Below are 19158 nucleotides of genomic sequence, written 5' to 3'. Positions count from 1 at the left end.
GGAAGGTTAAAAGAACAAACGATGTCAGCAGGATAAAGAGCGAGATTAAAGAAGGAAACTTAGTATTCTCGAGCGGGGGATAATGTACTAAAAATATACATCATGTTGGAAAAATTTGAGGCAAAAATTTATAGGAGAATTTTGAGCAGCCTGAAGCGCGTATTACCTTCAGTACAAATCCGGAAGATTGGAATAACCGGAATTGCTTTAAGGTCTGCACATATTACCTAGTCCCATGAATAGTAACACCGAAAGACTTACCAGAGTCCGCATGATTGCGGATTATCAGTTCGGAAAAGGCATAGGAAAAGAACTCTTTCCTGACGGCTCAACATTCCAGTTATCAAGGACAAAAAGAATACGCCAGGTCCTTCATTCAGGAAAGCGTATAGCTACGGCAAGAGCAAAGGATGGCTTTTTTACCCTCAGTATTGAAGGTGCTTCCGTTGTCCATAAGCTTTTGCCGGGAAAAAGGCTCAGGGTCGTAGTCTCGGAGGAAGCTGCTCCTTTTGTAGAGAAAGGTAAAACCGCTTTTATAAAACATGTAGTTGAAATTGATCCTGAACTGAGGGCAGGCGAAGAGGTACTCGTTATAGATGAAGCTGACAGACTGCTCGCAACAGGGCAATTGCTTCTATCTCCTGCAGAAATTATGGCTTTTGACAGCGGGGCAGCTGTAGATGTAAGAGCAGGAGTTGCTTCGAAAAAAGAAAAATGAACCCGAAATTTCAAAAAGAATCTTTCAAGATATAAAATAGACGCAGAAAAAGGAAAATAAATATAAAACTTTATGCTGAGGATTGAATTCTTTAAGTTTTACACAAATTTACATATAGTTAAATACAGTATATAAAACGCTATTTATATTGATGAAATATCCTATGAAAGAATAAAATGAATAAGAATATATGTTAGATAGTAACTTTTGAATGAATACTACTCATAAAAAAGCCCTTTAAAAGAGCAGTTTCAACCCTGAAATCCAGAGATTAAAGAGATAGCAGTTTCCCGGAGAGTGAGCACTATTCCAGAGCCAGAACAAATTCTAAAGTACTTCCTGGTTCCAGATAACACCAGAGTCGAAGCAAACAGGATTACAGTCAAGGGAGACGTTATTGTCGGCAATCACTCTAATATTGGATACAGCATATTCGGCGATACAGTTATAATGGGAGAAGGAGTGACCGTTACCGGGGATATCGCGGCTAGTTCTGACATCAGAGTTGACATGTGGTCAAAGCTGGGAAGCAAGGTGGAGGTCGGCAGAAACGCCTATCTGGGAGAATTTGTAACAATTGATGGGAAGCTGTTCGTAGAAGGGGATCTTGACGTAGGAAAAGAAGTTAAAATTCGAGGAGGGTTCGAAGCCAAAGGATGGATAGTGGTAAGGAATCCAGTCCCTGTAATCATATTTTTATTCCTTTACATAAAGGAAATGATGCGCCTTGGTAAAGGCGAAGAAATCGAAAAGGCTGTAGAAGAGCTCTTTGAAGATTCCGAAGACGATGAGGACTTTGAAATAAGGGAGCTTGGTGAAAATATATTGATTATACCTGCCGATGCAAAGCTTTCCCCTGAAACTATTAATGTTGGTGGGGAAACTATAATCGGGAACAACTGCCATTTAACAGGAAATATCAGGGCACATGCCGTTGACACAGGGGAAAATCTTACCCTCAAAGGGAGCATTTACTCAGAAGGCAAGGTCAACATAGGGGAAAACAGCACTATCTATGGCAATCTTTATTCAAAAGGATCTGTACAGATCGGTCGGAATAGCCGGATTTTTGGCGGAATAAAAGCCGACTCAGTAATACTGCATGAAAATGCAAGGGTAGACGGCACAATAAAAGCGCCTTCAGGAGTGTCTTTCTTACGGGACGCCGCAGAAAAGCCCGCTCTTGCAGAGGTCAACGCTTTAGGGAAAGTATTCATGAGAGAAAAGCGTGAGTTGCCTGAAAACTTACCTCCGGCAGAACCCATCAAAGTAGCAGATCAGGTAGAAGAGAACTCACCTATTAAATCAAGCGCGAATCCCGGAAGTATTTTTGTGCCTGGTAGAAAACGAAAAACTGCCAGAGCCCGAGCACTGGAAAGAAGCAGACGCTTCACAGGAGCCAGGGCTTACAGAAAGGAGCAAAAATCCGGAGAATAATCAGGAATTAACCTGAGACATCAGTTCGACCAGCAGTATCGAGTTTTTGATACCCTGAAAAATCTGGAATTTTCTTTAATCATAGCCTTTTTCTTAATTTCAATTCCAAATGCGTCAAATTCTGCCTCTGCAGAATGTAAGCTCATACCCCAGGGACAAAAAATTGTGGGAAAACATCTTTTTTTTGAGAAGGAGCAGTAACATTCTTAGGGAATCAGGGAATTATCTGGATTCTGGAGAAAACCGAACTCTGAATAAAATAAAAAAATGATTAAATGTGGAGTCGGGCTTTGAATTTTAATTATAATATTCAACCACGGAATTAGATTGTGAAATTCGATTTTGAAACTCAAACGTGAGATTAATTGCAAATCTCTTAAATACTCAGAGAGAATATTTCCCAGGATTTCAATAGCATATCTAATTCAAGTTATTAGAATTTCTTGATTGACATATTCAAGATAATCCAAACTTTATTCGCCAGATTTTTCGATCAGTTAAAATGAACAAATTTCAGGAAGGAATTCAGTTGACAGAGAATATTATAAAATCTGAGATTGTCTCAGAGCCTGAGGATCTACAGGCAAAATATGATTCAATCATAGAAAAAGATTCAAAATGCGTCATGCAGACCTATGGGCGCCAGCCCCTTGTACTCTCAGAAGGGAAGGGAGCAATTGTCAGGGATATTTATGGAAAAGAATATATTGACTGCGTAGCAGGGATTGCAGTAAACAATGTTGGGCACTGCCACCCGAGGGTTGTCAGAGCAATCCAGGCTCAGGCTGAGAAACTGATGCACGTCTCCAACCTTTATTATACTGAAATTCAGGCCGAGCTTGCAGAAACCTTGGTCTCAATAACAGGTATGGAGCGTGTTTTTTTCTGTAACTCAGGCGCTGAAGCTGTTGAATCTGCAATGAAACTTGCCCGCGTGGCTTCGGGAAAAAGCGCCTTCATCGCAGCTGAACATTCCTTCCACGGCAGGACTATAGGAGCACTCAGCGTAACCCACAAGAGCATGTACAGGGACCCTTTCATGCCTCCCGTAAGTTCCGAGACCACTTTCGTCCCGTACTCCAATGCTGAGGCTATCAGGCAGGCTATTTCGGAAAATACGGCAGCCGTTATTCTTGAGCCCATTCAGGGCGAAGGCGGAGTAAATATCCCGGATCCCTATTACCTCAAAGAGGTCAGGGAAATCTGTGACGAAACCGGAACCCTCCTTATCTTTGACGAAGTGCAGACAGGCTTTGGAAGGACAGGCACATGGTTCTGTAAAGAGCAATTCGGCGTGGAACCTGATATCATGAGCATGGCAAAAGCAATAGGAGGAGGCTTCCCAATGGGTGCTATCGCAGCTAGGGAGGGACTCAGCTTTGGGCGCGGACAGCATGCTTCTACCTTCGGAGGCGGGCCACTTGCCTGTGCAGCCGCACTTGCCTCGGTCGAAGCAATTCGCGAAGAAGAGCTCCTTAAGCGCTCGAAAGAAAACGGGGCTTACTTCATGGGGAAACTCAGGAACATGGACAGGGAGGACGTTGTAGAAGTCCGTGGTAAAGGCCTTATGATAGGAGTCGAGATAAAATATCCGTGCAGCAAATTTGTAGAGTTTGCAAGGAAATGTGGCGTGCTATTAAATTGTACTTCGGATTCTGTGCTCCGTCTGGTTCCTCCACTTGTGATTACGAAAGAACAGATCGATATGGTAGTTGATGTTCTTGAGCAAGCCTGAACTTATAAAAAAAGAGATCTTTGATATTGCAGAGTACGTTCCAGGAAAATCCATTGAAGAAATAGCTTCTGCTTACGGGCTTGATCCAGCTTCGATCATCAAACTTGGCTCAAATGAAAACCCGCTTGGACCCTCTTCGAAAGCTGTTCAGGCGATGGTGGATGCAGCTCCCTGCGCAAATATTTACCCCTCAGCGGATGCTATAGAACTCAGGGAAGCTCTCTCGAAATACACAGGTTTTCCGGTTTCAAACCTCATAGCCTCAGGACCGGGAATGGATGGGCTTCTTGATGGGCTTTGCAGGCTGATCATTGAAAAAGGAGATGAGGTCATAGTTCCTACTCCGACTTTTGCCTATTACGAGCTGCCAGCAAGGGCATGCGGAGGAAAACCGGTTTTTGTCAGGAGAAAACAGGATTTTTCACTTGATCTTGAAAAAGTTCTGGAAGCTCAGTCAGAAAGGACAAAAATAATCTTCCTCTGCTCTCCCAATAATCCTTCTGGGAATCTCCTTCCTGAAAACGATTTGAGGATAATCCTTGAAAATACAAGAGCTCTTGTGTTCGTTGACGAAGCATATGTCGAGTTTGCGGACAGGAACCTTGCTGAACTTGTAAGGGAATACGATAATCTTGTTGTGGGCAGAACCTTTTCCAAGGCATTCGGGCTTGCAGGTCTACGGCTAGGTTACGGAATCATGCCCGAGTGGTTGGCAAAAGAGTATATAAAGGCAGCAACTCCGTTCTCAGTAAGCCTTCCGGCGTTAAAAGCAGGAATAGCTGCCCTTTCGGATGTTGACCACCTGAGAAAGAGCATAGAAATCACAAGAGTGGGCAGAGAATATCTGAAAGAAAAGATTCCTTTTACGGCTTATCCTTCTCAGGCAAACTTTGTACTTGTAGACGTTGCTCCTTTAAAAGCAAAAGCTGTTACACAGAGCCTCCTGAAAAAAGGAATTATTGTACGTTCCTGTGACTCCTTCAGGGGGGCAGGAGACACTTTTATCAGGGTAACAGTCGGGACTCCGGAGCAGAACGAAAAAGTTATCAGGGCTTTTGAGACTGTAAAGAATGAAGTTTAAAAGCCTCTTTCTTTACGGCTTATTTTTTACAGAATTGTCTGTCTCAAACGTTTGTCTTCTCAATTTCCAGTATTAGCTGTTTCAAACATTTGTCTCTTTAATTTCTAGAATTTTCATCAACGGGTAATTAAGTTCAGGGTCATACTCCATTCCAACTTTTATCTTTGAAGAACCGTACCTTACGGTTATCTTTACCTTAAGCATGGTACCCTGAAGTTCGGAATAACCAAATTCATTATTCAGCCTACTTCTCAGCATGTCCCTATCAATTTTTACTGAGATTTCTTCTACATAGGGCTGAACTGAAATGCTTTCCTGGATAGCCATTTCAAGGCTTGAGACCGTGTTCAAGTTTACAGGAGAGCCCGTGAATTGATGGTAAAGAGCTCCGAGTTTAATTCCTGCTTCAAAGAGTGCATTATCTCTGTCAGTTATTTTTTCCTGGACCAAATAAATCTCTCCCTTCCTGGAATTCGTTAGTCAGTGTCTTACTAAAGTGAACCGATTTTAATTTTTTTCCTTCCTGGCGCTCAATCCTTTGTTCCTATACTCCTTGCTACCCAGATTATTTAATAGAGGGATCTTGAAAAATGGAGAAAAAATGTATATCAACATAAGGATAAAAGGCAGGATTGAGAAAATTCGCATATATTCGACATTATACAGGTAGAGAAATATAGTTATCCCGAAAATAGAAGATATAAATGCAAGAACCCTGACATTCCTGATCTTGGGGTAGTTTACCGAGCTTACCATAAGAATAGAGAGACCAAGGGTGAGCGCTAAAAGAAAGTCTATTCTGACAAGATTTTCGTTCAGCAGCATGTATGTAACAAGCATGATGCAGCCTGCAGTTATGGGAAGGCCCTCAAAGCTTGTTTTACAGGAAGCTACAGAATTGAAACGAGCAAGCCTGAGCACACCGCAAACGGCATAAAAAGCCGGAAATATCGCGATAAGAGGATCCGGTTCTCCGACTACAGGGTTTACTTGCCCGAACTGTAGATATATGAGAAGAGCAGGAGCGACCCCGAAAGAAACTGCATCTGCCAGGGAGTCAAGTTGTTCCCCAAGATTTCCTCCTTTAAATCGCCTGGCAATGTATCCATCCGCTCCATCTGCAATTGCTGCAACAAGAAGTAAGATCAAAGCCAGGGAAAATCCATTCTGGGCCGCCGCAGTTTGAGATGTGGCAACCTGGACTGTAGCCTGGGCAGCTACCGCAATTGAGCTAATTCCGCAGATAAGGTTCAAGAGAGAGACCAGGTCCGGGAGCCTTAACATTTGAAATACGTTCATGTTCAAAAATCCCTGTCATTTTTTATTGTTGCTATAATGGTCTTGCCTGCAAGTACCCGCTCTCCTTTCCGTACTATGATTTCAAAGTCATGAGGAATCGTTACGTCAACTCTTGACCCAAAACGAATCATTCCAATGCGCTGTCCCTGCTCGATAATGTCATTTACTCGAGGATAGGAAACAATTCGTCTGGCAATAGTGCCTGCAATCTGCGTGACACTGACATCCCCATACTTGCTGTGAATAATAAACTCGTTTCTTTCGTTTCTTTCAGAGTCTTTACAGAAAGCAGGAAGATATCCTCCTTTCCTGTAAGTAATTTCCCTGATCTTTCCCGAAATTGGAGCTCTATTTACATGTACATTCTGGAGAAACATGAAGATACAGACTTTCCGGCCTCGAATGTCTATGACAGTGCCGTCGGCCGGGGAAACCATATAAGTGTCCGAAACTTCCACCTTTCTTTCGGGATCTCTGAAGAAAAGAACCATAAAGAAAGTCAGTGCCATTGCTATGTAAGCAGCGTGAGTTAGATGGGAGCTGTTCATTGCCCTGGAGAGGACTGCAAACACTATGGTTACAAGTGCAGCAGTAAAAAGCCAGGGTTCTGAGCCCTTTGCAAGCATTAGCTTAAATCCCCCCCGGATCTGTGCAGAAGGGATCTCAATTCTTGAGAAAATATGACCCAAAGACCATCAATCATTCCGAATAGTTCGGGCAGAATACGAAGCACCACATACGAAATTGCAAAAAGGGCAATGCCTGAGCCCGCCTTTGCAATATAATTATGTGCTATTATGAAACTGTCAGCTCCAAACCATTGCTCCCCATAAGCAACTACCACGAAAATATCCCTGATAAGATTAAGTATGTAGATAACTGGCACGGACGCGATAAAAGCCATAGCCAGGCGGCTAAAGGGAGCTCTCACTGCACCTATGAGCCCCATAAAAAGGGCAATGCTTTCAATTGCAGTACAGGCCAGTATTATCTCAACAGTGTATCCATTAAGTGTTATCATATTCCAGTCTTTCATATATGCAGGAATATCAAAGTACTGAAGAACCCAGAGAATCTGGGAGGTGACTCTTCCTATAATCCAGGTATTTAGAGAGGTGAAATTCGCAAATGGGAAATAAACTAGAGCTCCAAGTGCACTGGCACTGGTAAGCATTGAGGTTATATCAAGGGAATCCGCTTCACCTTGAACTGAAAACTTCGAATGCAGCACTTCTCTATTATTTCTTATATAAAAAGGGCCATTTCTATACTCCCGACACATGATATACGCTACAAGTAGACAAAACAGCGTTACCACTATTGTGAGGAGCACATTGGCATAGTCCTGGATCTCGAGATAATGGAGAGGCTGATAACTCCAATGGATGGAAAATGCACCCCATCCAATCCCTCCTACCAGTTTACGAACCCTGAGGGTTCTGGGGATGACGGATGACGCAACCATTAACCCGACTGCGAGCCAGAGTATACTTTCAATCATTTTTCACGCACCTTTTTGCCAGAGGTAAAGCTTAATTCTAGGTTTTGTTTCTGAAGGCTCAGAAAAGCCTCAGGCAAATTATGAAACTTTCGGAAAGTGGCATGTAAAATCATTTAAAATAATTAATAGATTTCCATATAAGTTTCTAATAAGTTGAATAGTTCATAGTTATTAATAGTAAGGAATTCAAAGGTTATGGATTTTACTTTCTTTACCTATAAGCTGTAGAATTATTACCTCCGTTAGGATACTCATAAAGAGTGATTGAGCCTGCAAATAAGATAATAGATTCCTATTATAGAAGAATAACGTTACAAACATGTTCTCATTTATATAAAAGCGTAAAAATCAAAAAGTTTCAAGAATAAGATAGAAACTTATTGTTTCGATAAAAGAGAAACATTTAAGAGAAGCTACTGCATAAGGAATTTTTCTGCTTGACAGAAACTTGACTTACAATGTCAATATTGAAATACGATGACGAGTTTCTACGTTATGCACAATAATAATATTATTTTATTCTGGCACTCCTGCTGGAAAAGCTAATTCAGAAAGGGATTGATGGCGGAAAAAGAGATCTCCCTGAAAATAATACGAAGGCGTTTTATGAAACCTCAAACTCCTAGTTTAACCGTTGATACAGTAATCCTCTTTAAAAACAGGCTTGTGCTCGTGAAGAGAAAAAATCCCCCCTATCAGGGAAAATTTGCCCTTCCCGGCGGCTTCGTAGAAATTGGGGAAAGCACAGAAAACGCAGCAGCTAGGGAAGCTTTTGAAGAAACAGGCCTCTCAGTAAAGATCATCAAACTCTTAGGTGTCTATTCCGACCCACACCGCGACCCCAGAGGGCATACGGTTTCGGTATGTTACCTCGCAAAAGGATCAGGAGAGCTAAAATCAGGTTCTGATGCAGATTCCGTCGATCTTTTTGAGCTTGATTCCATTCCTGAATTAGCTTTTGATCACAACAAAATTATAAATGACGCTAAAAGTGATATTAATGCAATTCTGTACAAAATGCAAAAGTATGATGTTTCCTAAAAACGGCAATTTTGAGTGTAGGAAATGCGGGAACATAATACCTATAAAAGGCAATAAAAAAAATTTTGTTTCCAAAGCCAAGATCGATGACCGCGAAGTAGTGGTTCTGGAAGGTGAACAGACTTCAGGTCTGCCAACAACAAATGCAAGATGTCCGGAGTGTGGAAATAACACTGCATTCTGGTGGCTCAGACAGCTCAGGTCTGCTGATGAATCCGAAACCCGATTCTTCAAATGCACGAAATGTGGATTTACCTGGAGAGAATACGACTGAAGTTTAATTGTTCTTCTATCCACCCTTGAAAAATATGTTTCCCGGAAAAAATAGATTTATAGATTTATCAGGCTACAGCTTCCTTTCTGCTTCAAACAGAGCCTGAAGCCGCCCTGTTTTCTGACCAAGATTTATATAGTTGCCGGGAGTTTGAATCTAGTAATTTTCCGATTTCAGAAACCCATTTGATTTTAGCCGGAAAATTGGTCCTCAAATAGAGCGAGGACATCCGAATCTGTAAAGAAATTTATATATCCCAAAGGTAATAAAGAGCTTAAGATTAGATTTATTTATTGGAGAAGAATTATGTTCAAGGCAGCAATTAATGCAGAGCTTCTGAGAGACGCGATTGCCGCACTGGCTGTAATTATAGATGAGGTCAGACTTAAAATAAAGCCGGAAGGTATTTCGGTAAAAGCCGTTGATCCTGCCAATGTCGCAATGGGAATTTTTGAGCTTGGATCATCCGCTTTCGATGAATATAGTGCTGATGAATCTGAAATAGGAATAGACCTGAACAAGATTATGGACCTGCTGGGAATTGCGGAGAAGAACGACATAGTCCGGATGGAACTTGAAGAAGGGAATCATAAACTCCTGATTGATGTCGGAGGGCTGTCTTATACACTTTCTCTTCTCGATCCTTCTACAATTCGGGCAGAACCAAGAGTTCCCCAGCTAGAGTTGCCTGCAAAAGTTGTCCTGAATGGAGCTGACCTCAGGCGTGCTGTGAAAGCTGCAGAAAAAATAAGTGACCATCTGCTAATGGGGGTTTCTGATGATACCTTCTATATGGAAGCAAAAGGTGATACAGACCAGGTTCGCCTGGAGATGGGCAGGGATCAGCTGATCGACCTGAAGGCAGGTGAAGCCTGTTCACTTTTCTCTCTGGATTATCTGACCGATATAGTCAAGCCTACGAATAAAGTCAATGAGGTAACTCTTTCCCTTGGAAAAGATTTCCCGATAGTCATAGATTTCGAAATTGCAAATGGTGCAGGTAGGATTTCTTATCTCCTGGCTCCGAGAATCGAGTCGGAATAATCCATGCAGGTTGACAAACTCGCATATTACCCTTTTATCTCAAAAGCATCTATCCATGTTGAGAATTTGGGGATTTCCCTGGATAGTCTGCTTAATTCCTGGGCCTACCGGGCTGCAAGAGCTAGAGGGGTAAGAAGGGTAAAAGAAGCTCTGGAAGGGGAAATTAAAAAGCCACCTGTTTCCAGAGAAGCCCAGATTCTCTCGGAACTTCTCTCCTATCCTTTTGCAAGAATACTGGTTGCCTGTGTGGACGATCAGCTCTTTACCAGGCGCTATGCTCTGGCAGAAGCCAAAGCTGCCTATACATTTTTGAGAAATGAAACTCCGGCTTTCTTGCTTAAATTCGGGGAAGATTTTGAAATTTCAGCCGGCTTCAGAGATTCCTATTTCAGTATGCATTTTACGGACTATATCCGCTTTTCAAATTCCCTGAAAGATCCTGCCTGGAAACTGACAAATCGCCAGCTCAGGGCTGGAGAGGTAAGAATTACAAAAGAAGAATTTGCAAGGCTTCTTGAAGAAGCTATAAGGGAACGTATTGAACAGTCATTTCCAATTCCTGAAATTCCTGCCGAGATTTCACGTTTCTGTGCCCCTTATGTTGCCGAAATAAAGGACCAGTTTGAGATCCAGAAGAAAAAATTTGGAGTAACGGACTTTGGGACAGTGAAACCTGAACTTTTTCCCCCCTGCATATCACATGCCCTTGCAAACGTACAGGGCGGAGTGAATCTTGCCCATTCTATGCGGTTTGCCATGACTTCATTCCTGCTCAGCGTAGGCATGTCCGTGGATGAGATACTTAATCTCTTTAATATCTCCCCTGATTTTGACGCAGAAAAGACCCTTTACCAGATAGAGCACATTGCAGGTGCAACAGGGAATGTATACAAGCCTCCTGCATGTGATACCATGAGAACCTATGGCAACTGCGTAGGAAAAGATAGGTTATGTGAAAAAATCAATCATCCTCTCGCGTATTATGAGAAGAAGATATATCTGAAAAATAAAGAAAGGGAAAAGGGAAAAGAGCAAGAAAAGGAAAGCGGAAAAGAAGAAGGAAAGATGCAAGAAAGCGTAGAGGAACAAAAGAAGGAAAGAAAAGCAGGAGCAGAAGAATCAAAGGCGCAGGAAAGCGTAAAGGAGAAAAAAGGAGAGAAAAACTGGAAAGGGAGAAGGAAAAGAGACAGAAAATAAAATGGTAAAAGAAAAGATAAAAGAAAAAAGAAATGAGAATGAAAAGGGGCTTTATAATTCAGAATACCTTGCATCGTTTACAGATATTGTCTGACAAACTCTTCTGGCATTAAAGTTCGCTTTACGGTTTCTTCAATTGACATACCTTTATTTAAAAATCTTTTTACCACGCTTTCCATGGGCTCACCAACCTCAATGATGTGCATGTCAGGATCATAGAACCTGATAACCCGCTGTCCCCATGGCTGTTCTTTTAGTTCGTGCACATATTCCATGGAGTCCATGCCTTTCAACTTTTGAAGGAAACTATCCAAATCGTCTTCCTCAAAATATAGTTCAAAATTATTTGATTTTTGAGCTATGTCATCTTTGTTTATACCTATTAAATCCGAAAAATGGGATTTCAAGTGTATTGCAAAGCCGCTCTCAAATGATACGTTCTCACCGAAATCACATTGTACCTTCTGATTAAGGACTTTTTCGTAAAAATTTCTGGAAGCCTCTATATTGTTAACGACAATGAGTGGACATAAGAACCTCATTTTATTCCCTCCTTTGTAAGTAAACAAAGCGTTGAGTACAAGCTGTTATCCCGAGCTGTTCATGTAAAAGTTTCAGACAGGCTCAATAATTCATCTGAGTATCTCTATAGATTTATTCTGATTCAGCTTATTCTTCCTGCGTGTTTATCTTTACTCCAAAAAAGCTACTCTGTAAAATTGCTCTAATATTCATAAAGTTACCTATTCTTCATCTATTCTTCTTTATTAATCTTAGCCTGACAGAATGAAAGTATTTTTTGTAAATTCCGGATAATAGTTTCAGCGACCATGCTATTGAGACTGAAAATTTCCACAGAGAATTTTATAGAAACTTGCAGAAACTCGTTAAAAATTCTGGGCAAACTTTAAAAATCTCTAGAAAAATAAGTGAATATAGGTTCTAAAAATTAAAAAGTTGCTTGCAAAGCAAGCAACTGCACTTACCCCGTATCTTTAACCGGTTTGAGTCTTTGCCTTATATTGAACTTTTATCTTTAACTGGTGCTGAGTCTTTTTTCTTACATTTAACCTTTATTTTATCTCTATTTACCTTCTTTTGTATTCCCTGCATTTCTCAACGAATTTTTCCACCGGAAAGGTAGCAGGATGGGAATGCATATAACCTGCCAGGGTGTTGTGCTCGATAAGACCGTCAAAACCGTCTTGTATGCCTTTTCCTCGCAGCATTTCATATGCAAACTTTGCATCGTGGTCGCATTCTGTAAGAGAGTAATGAAATTCGTGACCTCTGATATTATGAGAAGAGAAGTTTTTATCCAGAGAGCGAGCTTCGGTATATCCGAGGGCTTTGAGCCGGTCTGTCATGCGTGTGTTTGCAGGCACAATATCTGCAAGCTTATAGATCCTGTTCTCTACCTCATATCTCCCGCAAAGGTAAAGCAGACCGCCACATTCGGCATAAATGGGCAAGCCGTCGGCTGCAAGGCCTTTAAGTTTCCGGGTAGTTTCGGATCTCTCAAGGTTTTCTGCATAAAGTTCGGGATACCCTCCTCCGAAGTAAATTCCATCGACATCCGGAACCTCTCCTGCCATCGGGCTAAAAAATTCAATTTCAGCTCCGTGATCCTTGAAAGCGTCAAACATATCATGGTAGTAGAAACAGAAAGCCGGATCCCTAGCAATTCCTATCCTGAGATCTGCCTCTGGTCTTTGTATTTTCCTGATCTCCGGCACAGAACAGGGTTCAGCAAGTTCAAGCACGGCATCAAGATCAACATTCTCCTCGATGAAAGCTGCCATCTCCTCAGTATTATAATCCTTTTCATGGGCCATATACAACCCAAGATGTCTGGAAGGAACCTCGATATCTTTTCTTCTCGGGATCGTTCCTACAACAGGTATATTCCTAGGAAGCGAATTTTTTACAAGTTCCGCATGCCTTGTGCTGCCTACTTGATTCAGAATAATGCCTGCAACCCTGACTTCAGGATCGAACTCAGAATATCCTTTCAGGAGGGCTGCGGCGCTTCTGGACATGCCATGCACGTTAATCACCAGAATTACAGGTAGATCAAGTGTTTTTGCAACATGTGCGGAACTTGCGACCTCGGTAGAGTCGATTCCGTCAAAGAGTCCCATAACTCCTTCTACTACCACAATATCCGCATCTGCAGCCGTCCGGGCTACCGTCTGTCCAACTCCGTCGGTACCCATCATGTATGTATCCAGGTTTCGTGAGGGACGCCCGCAAATTGCAGTGTGATGAGAAGGATCGATATAATCAGGCCCTACCTTATAAGGCTGGACCTTTAGCTGCCTGTGTTTTAGAGCAGCCATAATACCCATGGAGACTGTCGTTTTTCCGGCCCCACTGTGGGTCCCTGCAATAAGTATTCCTTTTGTCATCTGCTGAATATTGTTGCCATTAAAATATATTAAAGCTATTAATGCTGCTGCTTTAAAGCACCCTATAATTATTTTCAGAAGAAAGAATCTCACCAAGGAAGTCTACCGATATCTAAGCAAATTATTTAATATGTTTAGATTTATGAGGAAAGATATTATTAAAGCAGCTTGAAGAGTAGCAACAATTATTAACAAAAACCTATTGTCAGCATTTAGTGACTACTCCCTTCACTAAAGTGAAGGGCATCTATCGATCTTACTAAAGTCAGCCGATTTCTACCTCAAAACATATAAAATAATTGTAAAAATGAATAAAGCATTATAAAGCTTTAAATGCGTTTTTACTCCTTTTTTTGGGTTTATAAAGTGTTAAACAAATTTTATAAATTTTTATATAATGCTCTTAATGTAAGTATTCTTATATATATAATTGAATGGATGGCTTTTAGTTCCAGGTCTTCTCAAGTCAGATGAGCAAGATCAGATGAAATCAGAGGAACTAATCGGAGGAATAAAAATGAATTCAAATGGAAAATCAATTGCAAAAATTCTGGGATCTATTTTTTCTATATTAATGATCTCAAGTTTAATTACTGCAGGAGCAGTTTCCTGTGATACTCTTACAAAATCTGCAGATGATTCTGCAACTTCCTGTGACTCTCTTGCCGACTGTGACAAAGAATGTACCTCATGTGACTGTGAATCTGCTGCAGACTGTAAGCAAATAAACTGTGACTGCGAACTATGCGACTGCAATTCCATTATAGACAGCGAACAGGACGACTCTGAAGAGGAGGATTCTCAAGACCACGCAGACTGCAACGAGGGAAATTGTGATTCTTGCGACTGCGAATCTGTTCTGGAATGTGACCAGTCAAAATGTGACTGTGAATCCTGTGACTGTGAATCCATTATAGAATGTGAAGAAGACGACTCCGAGGTAATTGAAGAAGCTCCAGAAAACTGTGAAGACATCATAAAATGTGAAGACATTGTAGAGATTCCAGCAAGTGTCTGCGAGAAGGAGTTACTGAAATCCCCAGTTAAGCTTGATGATGTTGAAGAGGCTCCAGTAGATTGTAATGAAGCCTCAAAAGATGTATGTGAAGAAGCTCCAGTATGTGAAGCTCCAGAAGAAGAAGTCTGTGAAGAAGCTCCAGTGTGTGAAGACACTGAAGAGGTAGAAGAAACCCCAGTATGTGAAGACACTGAGGAAGTAGAAGAAGCTCCAGTGTGTGAAGCTCCAGAAGAAGAAGTCTGTGAAGAAGCTCCAGTGTGTGAAGACACTGAAGAGGTAGAAGAAACCCCAGTATGTGAAGACACTGAGGAAGTAGAAGAAGCTCCAGTGTGTGAAGCTCCAGAAGAAGAAGTCTGTGAAGAAGCTCCAGTGTGTGAAGACACTGAAGAGGTAGAAGAAACCCCAGTATGTGAAGACACTGAGGAAGTAGAAGAAGCTCCAGTATGTGAAGACACTGAGGAAGTAGAAGAAGCTCCAGAAGAAGTAGAAGAGGTTCCAGTAGAAGAATGTGAAGAAGAGGTTGTAGACGTTCCAGAAGATGTATGTGAAGAAGCTCCAGTATGTGAAGCTCCAGAAGAAGAAGTCTGTGAAGAAGCTCCAGTATGTGAAGCTCCAGAAGAAGAAGTCTGTGAAGAAGCTCCAGTATGCGAAGTTCCAGAAGAAGAAGTCTGTGAAGAAGCTCCATTGTGTGAATACACTGAAGAGGTAGAAGAAGCCCCAGTATGTGAAGACACTGAAGAGGTAGAAGAAGCCCCAGTATGTGAAGAAACTCCAGTATGTGAGGACACAGAGGAAGTAGAAGAAGCTCCGGTAGAGTGTAAATAAATAAGTAAGGAAAATAGCATATGTGTTGGAGAGTATAACTAACTCTCCACACAAAATGTTGACATTTAACAATCGAATACAATTAGCTTTCAAATGAGCCTTCTCAGGCTATACATATTTAAATTCAGTTTTTGCCCAAACTTTATAAGCTGCTCATTTTTCAGGAGTTTTATGAATTTACTAAGAGGAAAGGTCACAGAAGATTTAATCTTGTTGAGTTTATATAATTAAATTTCCGTGCACATGGTTTTGCCTATCAATATTCTTTTACTCTGAACTCCTAACTTTAACACGGCAGTTTAGTTTGAAAATGAAATTATATGCCAAACAGATTATCTCTATGCCGAATGATCATTTTTATGACTGATAGTCTTTTTTGAGAAATCCGAATGTTTTATATTCCTTCGCCTGTGCACATTAACCTTAAGTAAAAGGTTATACCTACTCTAAAGTAGAGCAGCTAGAGTCTCAGGAAAGGATTGAGAAAAGAGGCTTCTACTCCATAAGCTGAAGTAACTCTTTTGCTAATTCAATTTAATTTATTTCCTGTTCTGGGCTTTTTCTCAAAGGTGCCAATTAAATTTGATATCAGGATATTATGGGCAAATCGTCTCAGATATAAAGTGTTTGTCCGCATATAACAAGGATAAACTCCTGAATATCAGTGAACCTTAAATATAACTTAACAAAGAGCTGCATGTCAAATGTTTAATAGGAGATTTTAATCAGCCATGAAGCAGAAAAATCCAGAAAAAGCTCCTGAAGTTGCGGAAGAAGACTCAAAGAAAATTCTTAAGGATCCTTATGGACGAAAGGTTACAGGGCTTCGAATATCGGTAACTGACAGGTGTAATCTTTCATGTATTTACTGCCATAATGAAGGTGCAGACTGCTCTACCTGCGGCCCGGTAGGAAGGGAAATGAAGCCGGAGTTAATTTGCGGGATTGTCAGGGAAGCAGTAAAATTCGGGATCAACAAAGTGAAATTCTCAGGAGGCGAACCTCTATTCCGAAAAGACTTTGAGGAGATCCTTGCCTGCCTTCCTCCATTAAAAGAGGTTTCTGCCACCACAAACGGTATTCTGCTTGAAAAACGTGCAAAAGCCCTGAAGGCGGCAGGTCTTGATAGGGTAAACATAAGCCTGGATTCTCTTGTGCCTGAGAAGTATGAAGCAATTACCGGAGCGCCCTCAGGCTCACTTGAGAAGGTTATCAGGGGTATTGACAGTGCAGTTGAAGCTGGACTGACTCCTGTGAAGCTGAATATGGTTCTCCTCAAAGGTGTAAACGATAACGAAATCGATTCAATGATGGATTTTATCCGACAGTATAAAGGGAAGGTAATTTTGCAACTTATAGAGCTTATGGATATTGATCCCAGGCTTTCAAAATACATTATTGACTCAAAAGACCTTGAACGAAGCCTGGCTGAGAAGGCAAGCGAAATCAAGGTACGAAACCTTCACCATCGAAAAAAATATATTATCGACGGGGCGGAAGTAGAATTTGTTCGACCTATGGATAACTCGGAATTTTGCGCCCACTGCAGCAGGCTAAGGGTTACAGCCGACGGAAAATTCAAGCCCTGCCTGCTTGTAAACGACAATTTAGTAGATGTCAGTGATGCAAAAAGTCCCGAAGAGATTGAGAAATTGCTCGAGCTTGCAGTAAGCCGAAGGAAGCCATACTACGTTCCTGTTAGGGTTCCTGAGAAGAAAAAGAAAATATGATATGAAGAACAATGCAGAGATCAATATGCAAATGAGGAGGGAAAAAATGAGGATTGAGCTTTCAGTAGACGGGAGAAGAATCCCTATGAACGAATTTGTCCAGAAAATAGTGATAAGCGTTATTAAGGCAATGGTAGAAACGTTACATACGGTCGACAGCGGATGGAAGGAAATCTCCATTCATATTGAAAGAGATGAAATTAAGGAATAAAGTGAGAAGGGCTTTTTCGGATAAAGTAGAAGATCAGGGCTTCTTAGTACTAAACCTTTTCATCTAGATATTTAGAGGTCGCTATAGTTTCAGGATTTTCAGTAATTTTAGATTTTCCTGGACTTTGAGCACTTAAAATTTTGCAACCCAGAGATAACGGAGCTTTTAGAGATACTTTTCGATCTCAGAAAAGTCTATCCTGGCAGTTGAATCCAGGGAGATCGGAGTTATTGAGATATACCCTTTCTGCATGATAGCGTGCACATCGGTCCCTTCTTCTTCTTCCCGGATCAGATCCCCTGCAATCCAGTAATAGGGCCTGCCCCTGGGGTCACGCCTTTCCTCGACATCCGTTTTAAAGACTTTTCGTGCAAGGCGAGTTATCTCTACAGGCGTATCCTCTTCAGCGTGATAAGGAATATTTATGTTCAGGAGGTCCACGTTCTCTGGCATGCCGTGCCTGAGGACATTTCGAGCAATCCTGTTTACTACTTTTATCCCGACTTCAAAACGTTCTCTATGGTAGTCCCTGGGATCATCGAATTTTTGACCTTCGTCAAGTACCTGTATGGAGGCGGCAATCGCAGGCACGCCATAGCTCGCAGCTTCAAGGGCTCCTCCGATGGTTCCTGAGGTAGTAATGGTATCGGTGCTTATATTCTCCCCAATATTGAAACCGGAAAGCACCAGGTCAGGCATTTCCTTTAGGATTGCGAAGATGCTCAGAATTACGGCATCGGTAGGAGTTCCTCCCACAGAATAAGCAGGTATGCCTCCTGCGTTTGTTTTCGTGATTCGAAGAGGCTCAAAGATAGAAATCGAGCGCCCAACACCGCTCTGCTGGACAGCAGGAGCCGATATCGTAATCTCCCCAAGGTCCGAGACACTGTCAAATGCAGCTTTCAAACCTGTGGAGTAAATACCATCATCGTTAGTAACAAGAATTTTTGGGACCATCAGCTTCCCCATAAGTTGTCGGATAATTTAAAATTAATGGAATGGCTGCATGGAGTGAAAGTTCAGAGAAATCAATTTAATTCAAATATTAATATATTCAAATATTAATATACCAACAGGGATAATAAATGTACAGATATGATAAGTACACAGAAATATCAAGCCAGAAATATCAAGTTGTAAAAAATAAGTGGCAGGGATAAATAAAAAGCCACAAAAAGTAAGTTTAAGGGCTGTTTTCTAACAGTTCCGAGCCCTACTTTTTAATTTGAAAAGGATCCCGACTAGCGTGTTTTGTCTGCAGATGATATTATTAAAGGTCTCCTCTATGGTCTAAGACCAATTGTTTTAACCCGAATGACGTCTACCGATGGGGTATTAAATAAGGGCACTGAAGAAGTCATCATGTATTTGATGGAACTTGAGGGATCTATGGAACAAATTCCTCTTCTTTCACGATAGGGTTATGCAGCTAAGAAGCCAGATCGGATAATCCAGGTTTTCCAAGCTCCGGGAAAGCTCTATGCCTTTACAATCTAGAAGCTCGGGTTTGCAATTCTGGATCAGGTTACATAAAAGCTGCATAAATCCTCATAGCGCTACACGCTAGCGATTTTCTCCAAATTATAAACCGATCCTTACCACCTCCACATCGGGCTCCCCCCACATTTTGGCCCCGATT

At 41.4% G+C, this 19158-nt stretch carries 19 protein-coding genes; 11 read left to right on the top strand and 8 right to left on the bottom strand.

Annotation, left to right across the window (positions count from 1 at the left end):
- Positions 1–235: 235 nt before the first annotated feature.
- The 4 genes from AOB57_RS08765 (at position 236) to hisC (ending at position 4971) form a co-directional block, all read left to right on the top strand.
- Positions 236–718 carry a PUA domain-containing protein gene (locus AOB57_RS08765; protein WP_054298931.1) on the top strand — a complete coding sequence of 161 codons (483 nt, stop codon included), beginning with the start codon at positions 236–238 and terminating at the stop codon, positions 716–718.
- 297 nt (positions 719–1015) lie between these two features.
- A complete protein-coding gene (locus AOB57_RS08760) occupies positions 1016–2155 on the top strand; it encodes a polymer-forming cytoskeletal protein (RefSeq protein WP_082384231.1) in 1140 nt (379 codons plus the stop codon).
- Between the two features lie 529 nt (positions 2156–2684).
- The gene (locus AOB57_RS08755; protein WP_054298932.1) at positions 2685–3890 is read left to right on the top strand and encodes an acetylornithine transaminase; all 1206 of its coding nucleotides are present in this window, start codon (positions 2685–2687) and stop codon (positions 3888–3890) included.
- Complete coding sequence (gene hisC / locus AOB57_RS08750) at positions 3871–4971, top strand: histidinol-phosphate transaminase (protein ID WP_054298933.1); 1101 nt, start codon at positions 3871–3873, stop codon at positions 4969–4971. Before AOB57_RS08755 ends, hisC begins: the two co-directional genes overlap by 20 nt.
- Positions 4972–5052: 81 nt before the next feature.
- Here hisC and AOB57_RS08745 read toward each other — a convergent pair whose 3' ends face one another.
- From AOB57_RS08745 to artA, 4 genes are read right to left on the bottom strand one after another with little or no spacing between them, the layout of a single operon-like run.
- Positions 5053–5421 carry a dihydroneopterin aldolase family protein gene (locus tag AOB57_RS08745; RefSeq protein WP_054298934.1) on the bottom strand — a complete coding sequence of 123 codons (369 nt, stop codon included), beginning with the start codon at positions 5419–5421 and terminating at the stop codon, positions 5053–5055.
- Between the two features lie 57 nt (positions 5422–5478).
- Entirely contained in the window at positions 5479–6270 is a 792-nt protein-coding gene (locus AOB57_RS08740) for an archaetidylserine synthase (RefSeq protein WP_054298935.1), read from the bottom strand.
- A gap of 2 nt (positions 6271–6272) precedes the next feature.
- The gene (locus AOB57_RS08735; RefSeq protein WP_054298936.1) at positions 6273–6896 is read right to left on the bottom strand and encodes a phosphatidylserine decarboxylase; all 624 of its coding nucleotides are present in this window, start codon (positions 6894–6896) and stop codon (positions 6273–6275) included.
- On the bottom strand, positions 6896–7771 hold the full coding sequence (gene artA / locus AOB57_RS08730) for an archaeosortase A (RefSeq protein ID WP_054298937.1): 876 nt from the start codon (positions 7769–7771) through the stop codon (positions 6896–6898). Before artA ends, AOB57_RS08735 begins: the two co-directional genes overlap by 1 nt.
- A 606-nt stretch (positions 7772–8377) precedes the next feature.
- On the opposite strand from artA, the gene AOB57_RS08725 reads away from it, so the two are divergent.
- From AOB57_RS08725 to priL, 4 genes are all read left to right on the top strand, one after another.
- On the top strand, positions 8378–8812 hold the full coding sequence (locus AOB57_RS08725) for an NUDIX domain-containing protein (RefSeq protein WP_054299030.1): 435 nt from the start codon (positions 8378–8380) through the stop codon (positions 8810–8812).
- Positions 8772–9086, top strand: coding sequence for a transcription factor S (locus AOB57_RS08720; protein ID WP_054298938.1), 315 nt, complete (start codon positions 8772–8774; stop codon positions 9084–9086). Before AOB57_RS08725 ends, AOB57_RS08720 begins: the two co-directional genes overlap by 41 nt.
- Positions 9087–9392: 306 nt before the next feature.
- Positions 9393–10130, top strand: coding sequence for a DNA polymerase sliding clamp (locus AOB57_RS08715; RefSeq protein WP_054298939.1), 738 nt, complete (start codon positions 9393–9395; stop codon positions 10128–10130).
- Positions 10131–10133: 3 nt separating this feature from the next.
- The gene (gene priL, locus AOB57_RS08710; RefSeq protein WP_054298940.1) at positions 10134–11327 is read left to right on the top strand and encodes a DNA primase regulatory subunit PriL; all 1194 of its coding nucleotides are present in this window, start codon (positions 10134–10136) and stop codon (positions 11325–11327) included.
- A 77-nt stretch (positions 11328–11404) separates the two neighbouring features.
- Here the strand turns inward: priL and AOB57_RS08705 are convergent, their stop codons facing one another.
- Together AOB57_RS08705 and AOB57_RS08700 are read right to left on the bottom strand one after the other, a co-directional pair.
- Positions 11405–11869, bottom strand: a complete 465-nt coding sequence (locus tag AOB57_RS08705; protein WP_054298941.1) for a glyoxalase/bleomycin resistance/dioxygenase family protein — start codon at positions 11867–11869, stop codon at positions 11405–11407.
- Between the two features lie 546 nt (positions 11870–12415).
- Entirely contained in the window at positions 12416–13735 is a 1320-nt protein-coding gene (locus AOB57_RS08700) for a cobyrinate a,c-diamide synthase (protein WP_054299031.1), read from the bottom strand.
- Between the two features lie 517 nt (positions 13736–14252).
- Between AOB57_RS08700 and AOB57_RS08695 the strand changes: the two genes are divergently transcribed.
- The 3 genes from AOB57_RS08695 (at position 14253) to AOB57_RS08685 (ending at position 17519) form a co-directional block, all read left to right on the top strand.
- Entirely contained in the window at positions 14253–15578 is a 1326-nt protein-coding gene (locus AOB57_RS08695; protein WP_167829582.1) for a hypothetical protein, read from the top strand.
- Between the two features lie 731 nt (positions 15579–16309).
- Complete coding sequence (gene moaA / locus AOB57_RS08690) at positions 16310–17308, top strand: GTP 3',8-cyclase MoaA (protein WP_048167652.1); 999 nt, start codon at positions 16310–16312, stop codon at positions 17306–17308.
- 46 nt (positions 17309–17354) lie between these two features.
- Positions 17355–17519 carry a hypothetical protein gene (locus tag AOB57_RS08685; RefSeq protein WP_167829581.1) on the top strand — a complete coding sequence of 55 codons (165 nt, stop codon included), beginning with the start codon at positions 17355–17357 and terminating at the stop codon, positions 17517–17519.
- Positions 17520–17684: 165 nt separating this feature from the next.
- Here AOB57_RS08685 and surE read toward each other — a convergent pair whose 3' ends face one another.
- Both surE and AOB57_RS14850 read right to left on the bottom strand, forming a co-directional pair.
- Positions 17685–18488, bottom strand: a complete 804-nt coding sequence (surE, locus tag AOB57_RS08680; protein WP_054298943.1) for a 5'/3'-nucleotidase SurE — start codon at positions 18486–18488, stop codon at positions 17685–17687.
- A 441-nt stretch (positions 18489–18929) separates the two neighbouring features.
- Positions 18930–19061, bottom strand: a complete 132-nt coding sequence (locus AOB57_RS14850; protein ID WP_264371689.1) for a hypothetical protein — start codon at positions 19059–19061, stop codon at positions 18930–18932.
- Between the last annotated feature and the right edge of the window lie 97 nt (positions 19062–19158).

Origin of the sequence: Methanosarcina flavescens (genome assembly GCF_001304615.2) — an archaeon.
GTDB lineage: Archaea > Halobacteriota > Methanosarcinia > Methanosarcinales > Methanosarcinaceae > Methanosarcina > Methanosarcina flavescens.
This window is presented reverse-complemented; position numbering and strand designations above follow the sequence as displayed.

What these genes read in the sequence shown, in the direction of transcription:
- AOB57_RS08695 (WP_167829582.1), top strand. Translation starts at nt 14,253, where the DNA reads ATGAATTCAAATGGAAAATCAATTGCAAAAATTCTGGGATCTATTTTT.
- AOB57_RS08685 (WP_167829581.1), top strand. Translation starts at nt 17,355, where the DNA reads ATGAGGATTGAGCTTTCAGTAGACGGGAGAAGAATCCCTATGAACGAA.
- surE (WP_054298943.1), bottom strand. Translation starts at nt 18,488, where the DNA reads ATGGGGAAGCTGATGGTCCCAAAAATTCTTGTTACTAACGATGATGGT.
- priL (WP_054298940.1), top strand. Translation starts at nt 10,134, where the DNA reads ATGCAGGTTGACAAACTCGCATATTACCCTTTTATCTCAAAAGCATCT.
- AOB57_RS08700 (WP_054299031.1), bottom strand. Translation starts at nt 13,735, where the DNA reads ATGACAAAAGGAATACTTATTGCAGGGACCCACAGTGGGGCCGGAAAA.
- AOB57_RS08735 (WP_054298936.1), bottom strand. Translation starts at nt 6,896, where the DNA reads ATGCTTGCAAAGGGCTCAGAACCCTGGCTTTTTACTGCTGCACTTGTA.
- moaA (WP_048167652.1), top strand. Translation starts at nt 16,310, where the DNA reads ATGAAGCAGAAAAATCCAGAAAAAGCTCCTGAAGTTGCGGAAGAAGAC.
- AOB57_RS08740 (WP_054298935.1), bottom strand. Translation starts at nt 6,270, where the DNA reads ATGAACGTATTTCAAATGTTAAGGCTCCCGGACCTGGTCTCTCTCTTG.
- AOB57_RS08720 (WP_054298938.1), top strand. Translation starts at nt 8,772, where the DNA reads ATGCAATTCTGTACAAAATGCAAAAGTATGATGTTTCCTAAAAACGGC.
- artA (WP_054298937.1), bottom strand. Translation starts at nt 7,771, where the DNA reads ATGATTGAAAGTATACTCTGGCTCGCAGTCGGGTTAATGGTTGCGTCA.
- AOB57_RS08765 (WP_054298931.1), top strand. Translation starts at nt 236, where the DNA reads ATGAATAGTAACACCGAAAGACTTACCAGAGTCCGCATGATTGCGGAT.
- hisC (WP_054298933.1), top strand. Translation starts at nt 3,871, where the DNA reads ATGTTCTTGAGCAAGCCTGAACTTATAAAAAAAGAGATCTTTGATATT.
- AOB57_RS14850 (WP_264371689.1), bottom strand. Translation starts at nt 19,061, where the DNA reads ATGCAGCTTTTATGTAACCTGATCCAGAATTGCAAACCCGAGCTTCTA.
- AOB57_RS08725 (WP_054299030.1), top strand. Translation starts at nt 8,378, where the DNA reads ATGAAACCTCAAACTCCTAGTTTAACCGTTGATACAGTAATCCTCTTT.
- AOB57_RS08715 (WP_054298939.1), top strand. Translation starts at nt 9,393, where the DNA reads ATGTTCAAGGCAGCAATTAATGCAGAGCTTCTGAGAGACGCGATTGCC.
- AOB57_RS08705 (WP_054298941.1), bottom strand. Translation starts at nt 11,869, where the DNA reads ATGAGGTTCTTATGTCCACTCATTGTCGTTAACAATATAGAGGCTTCC.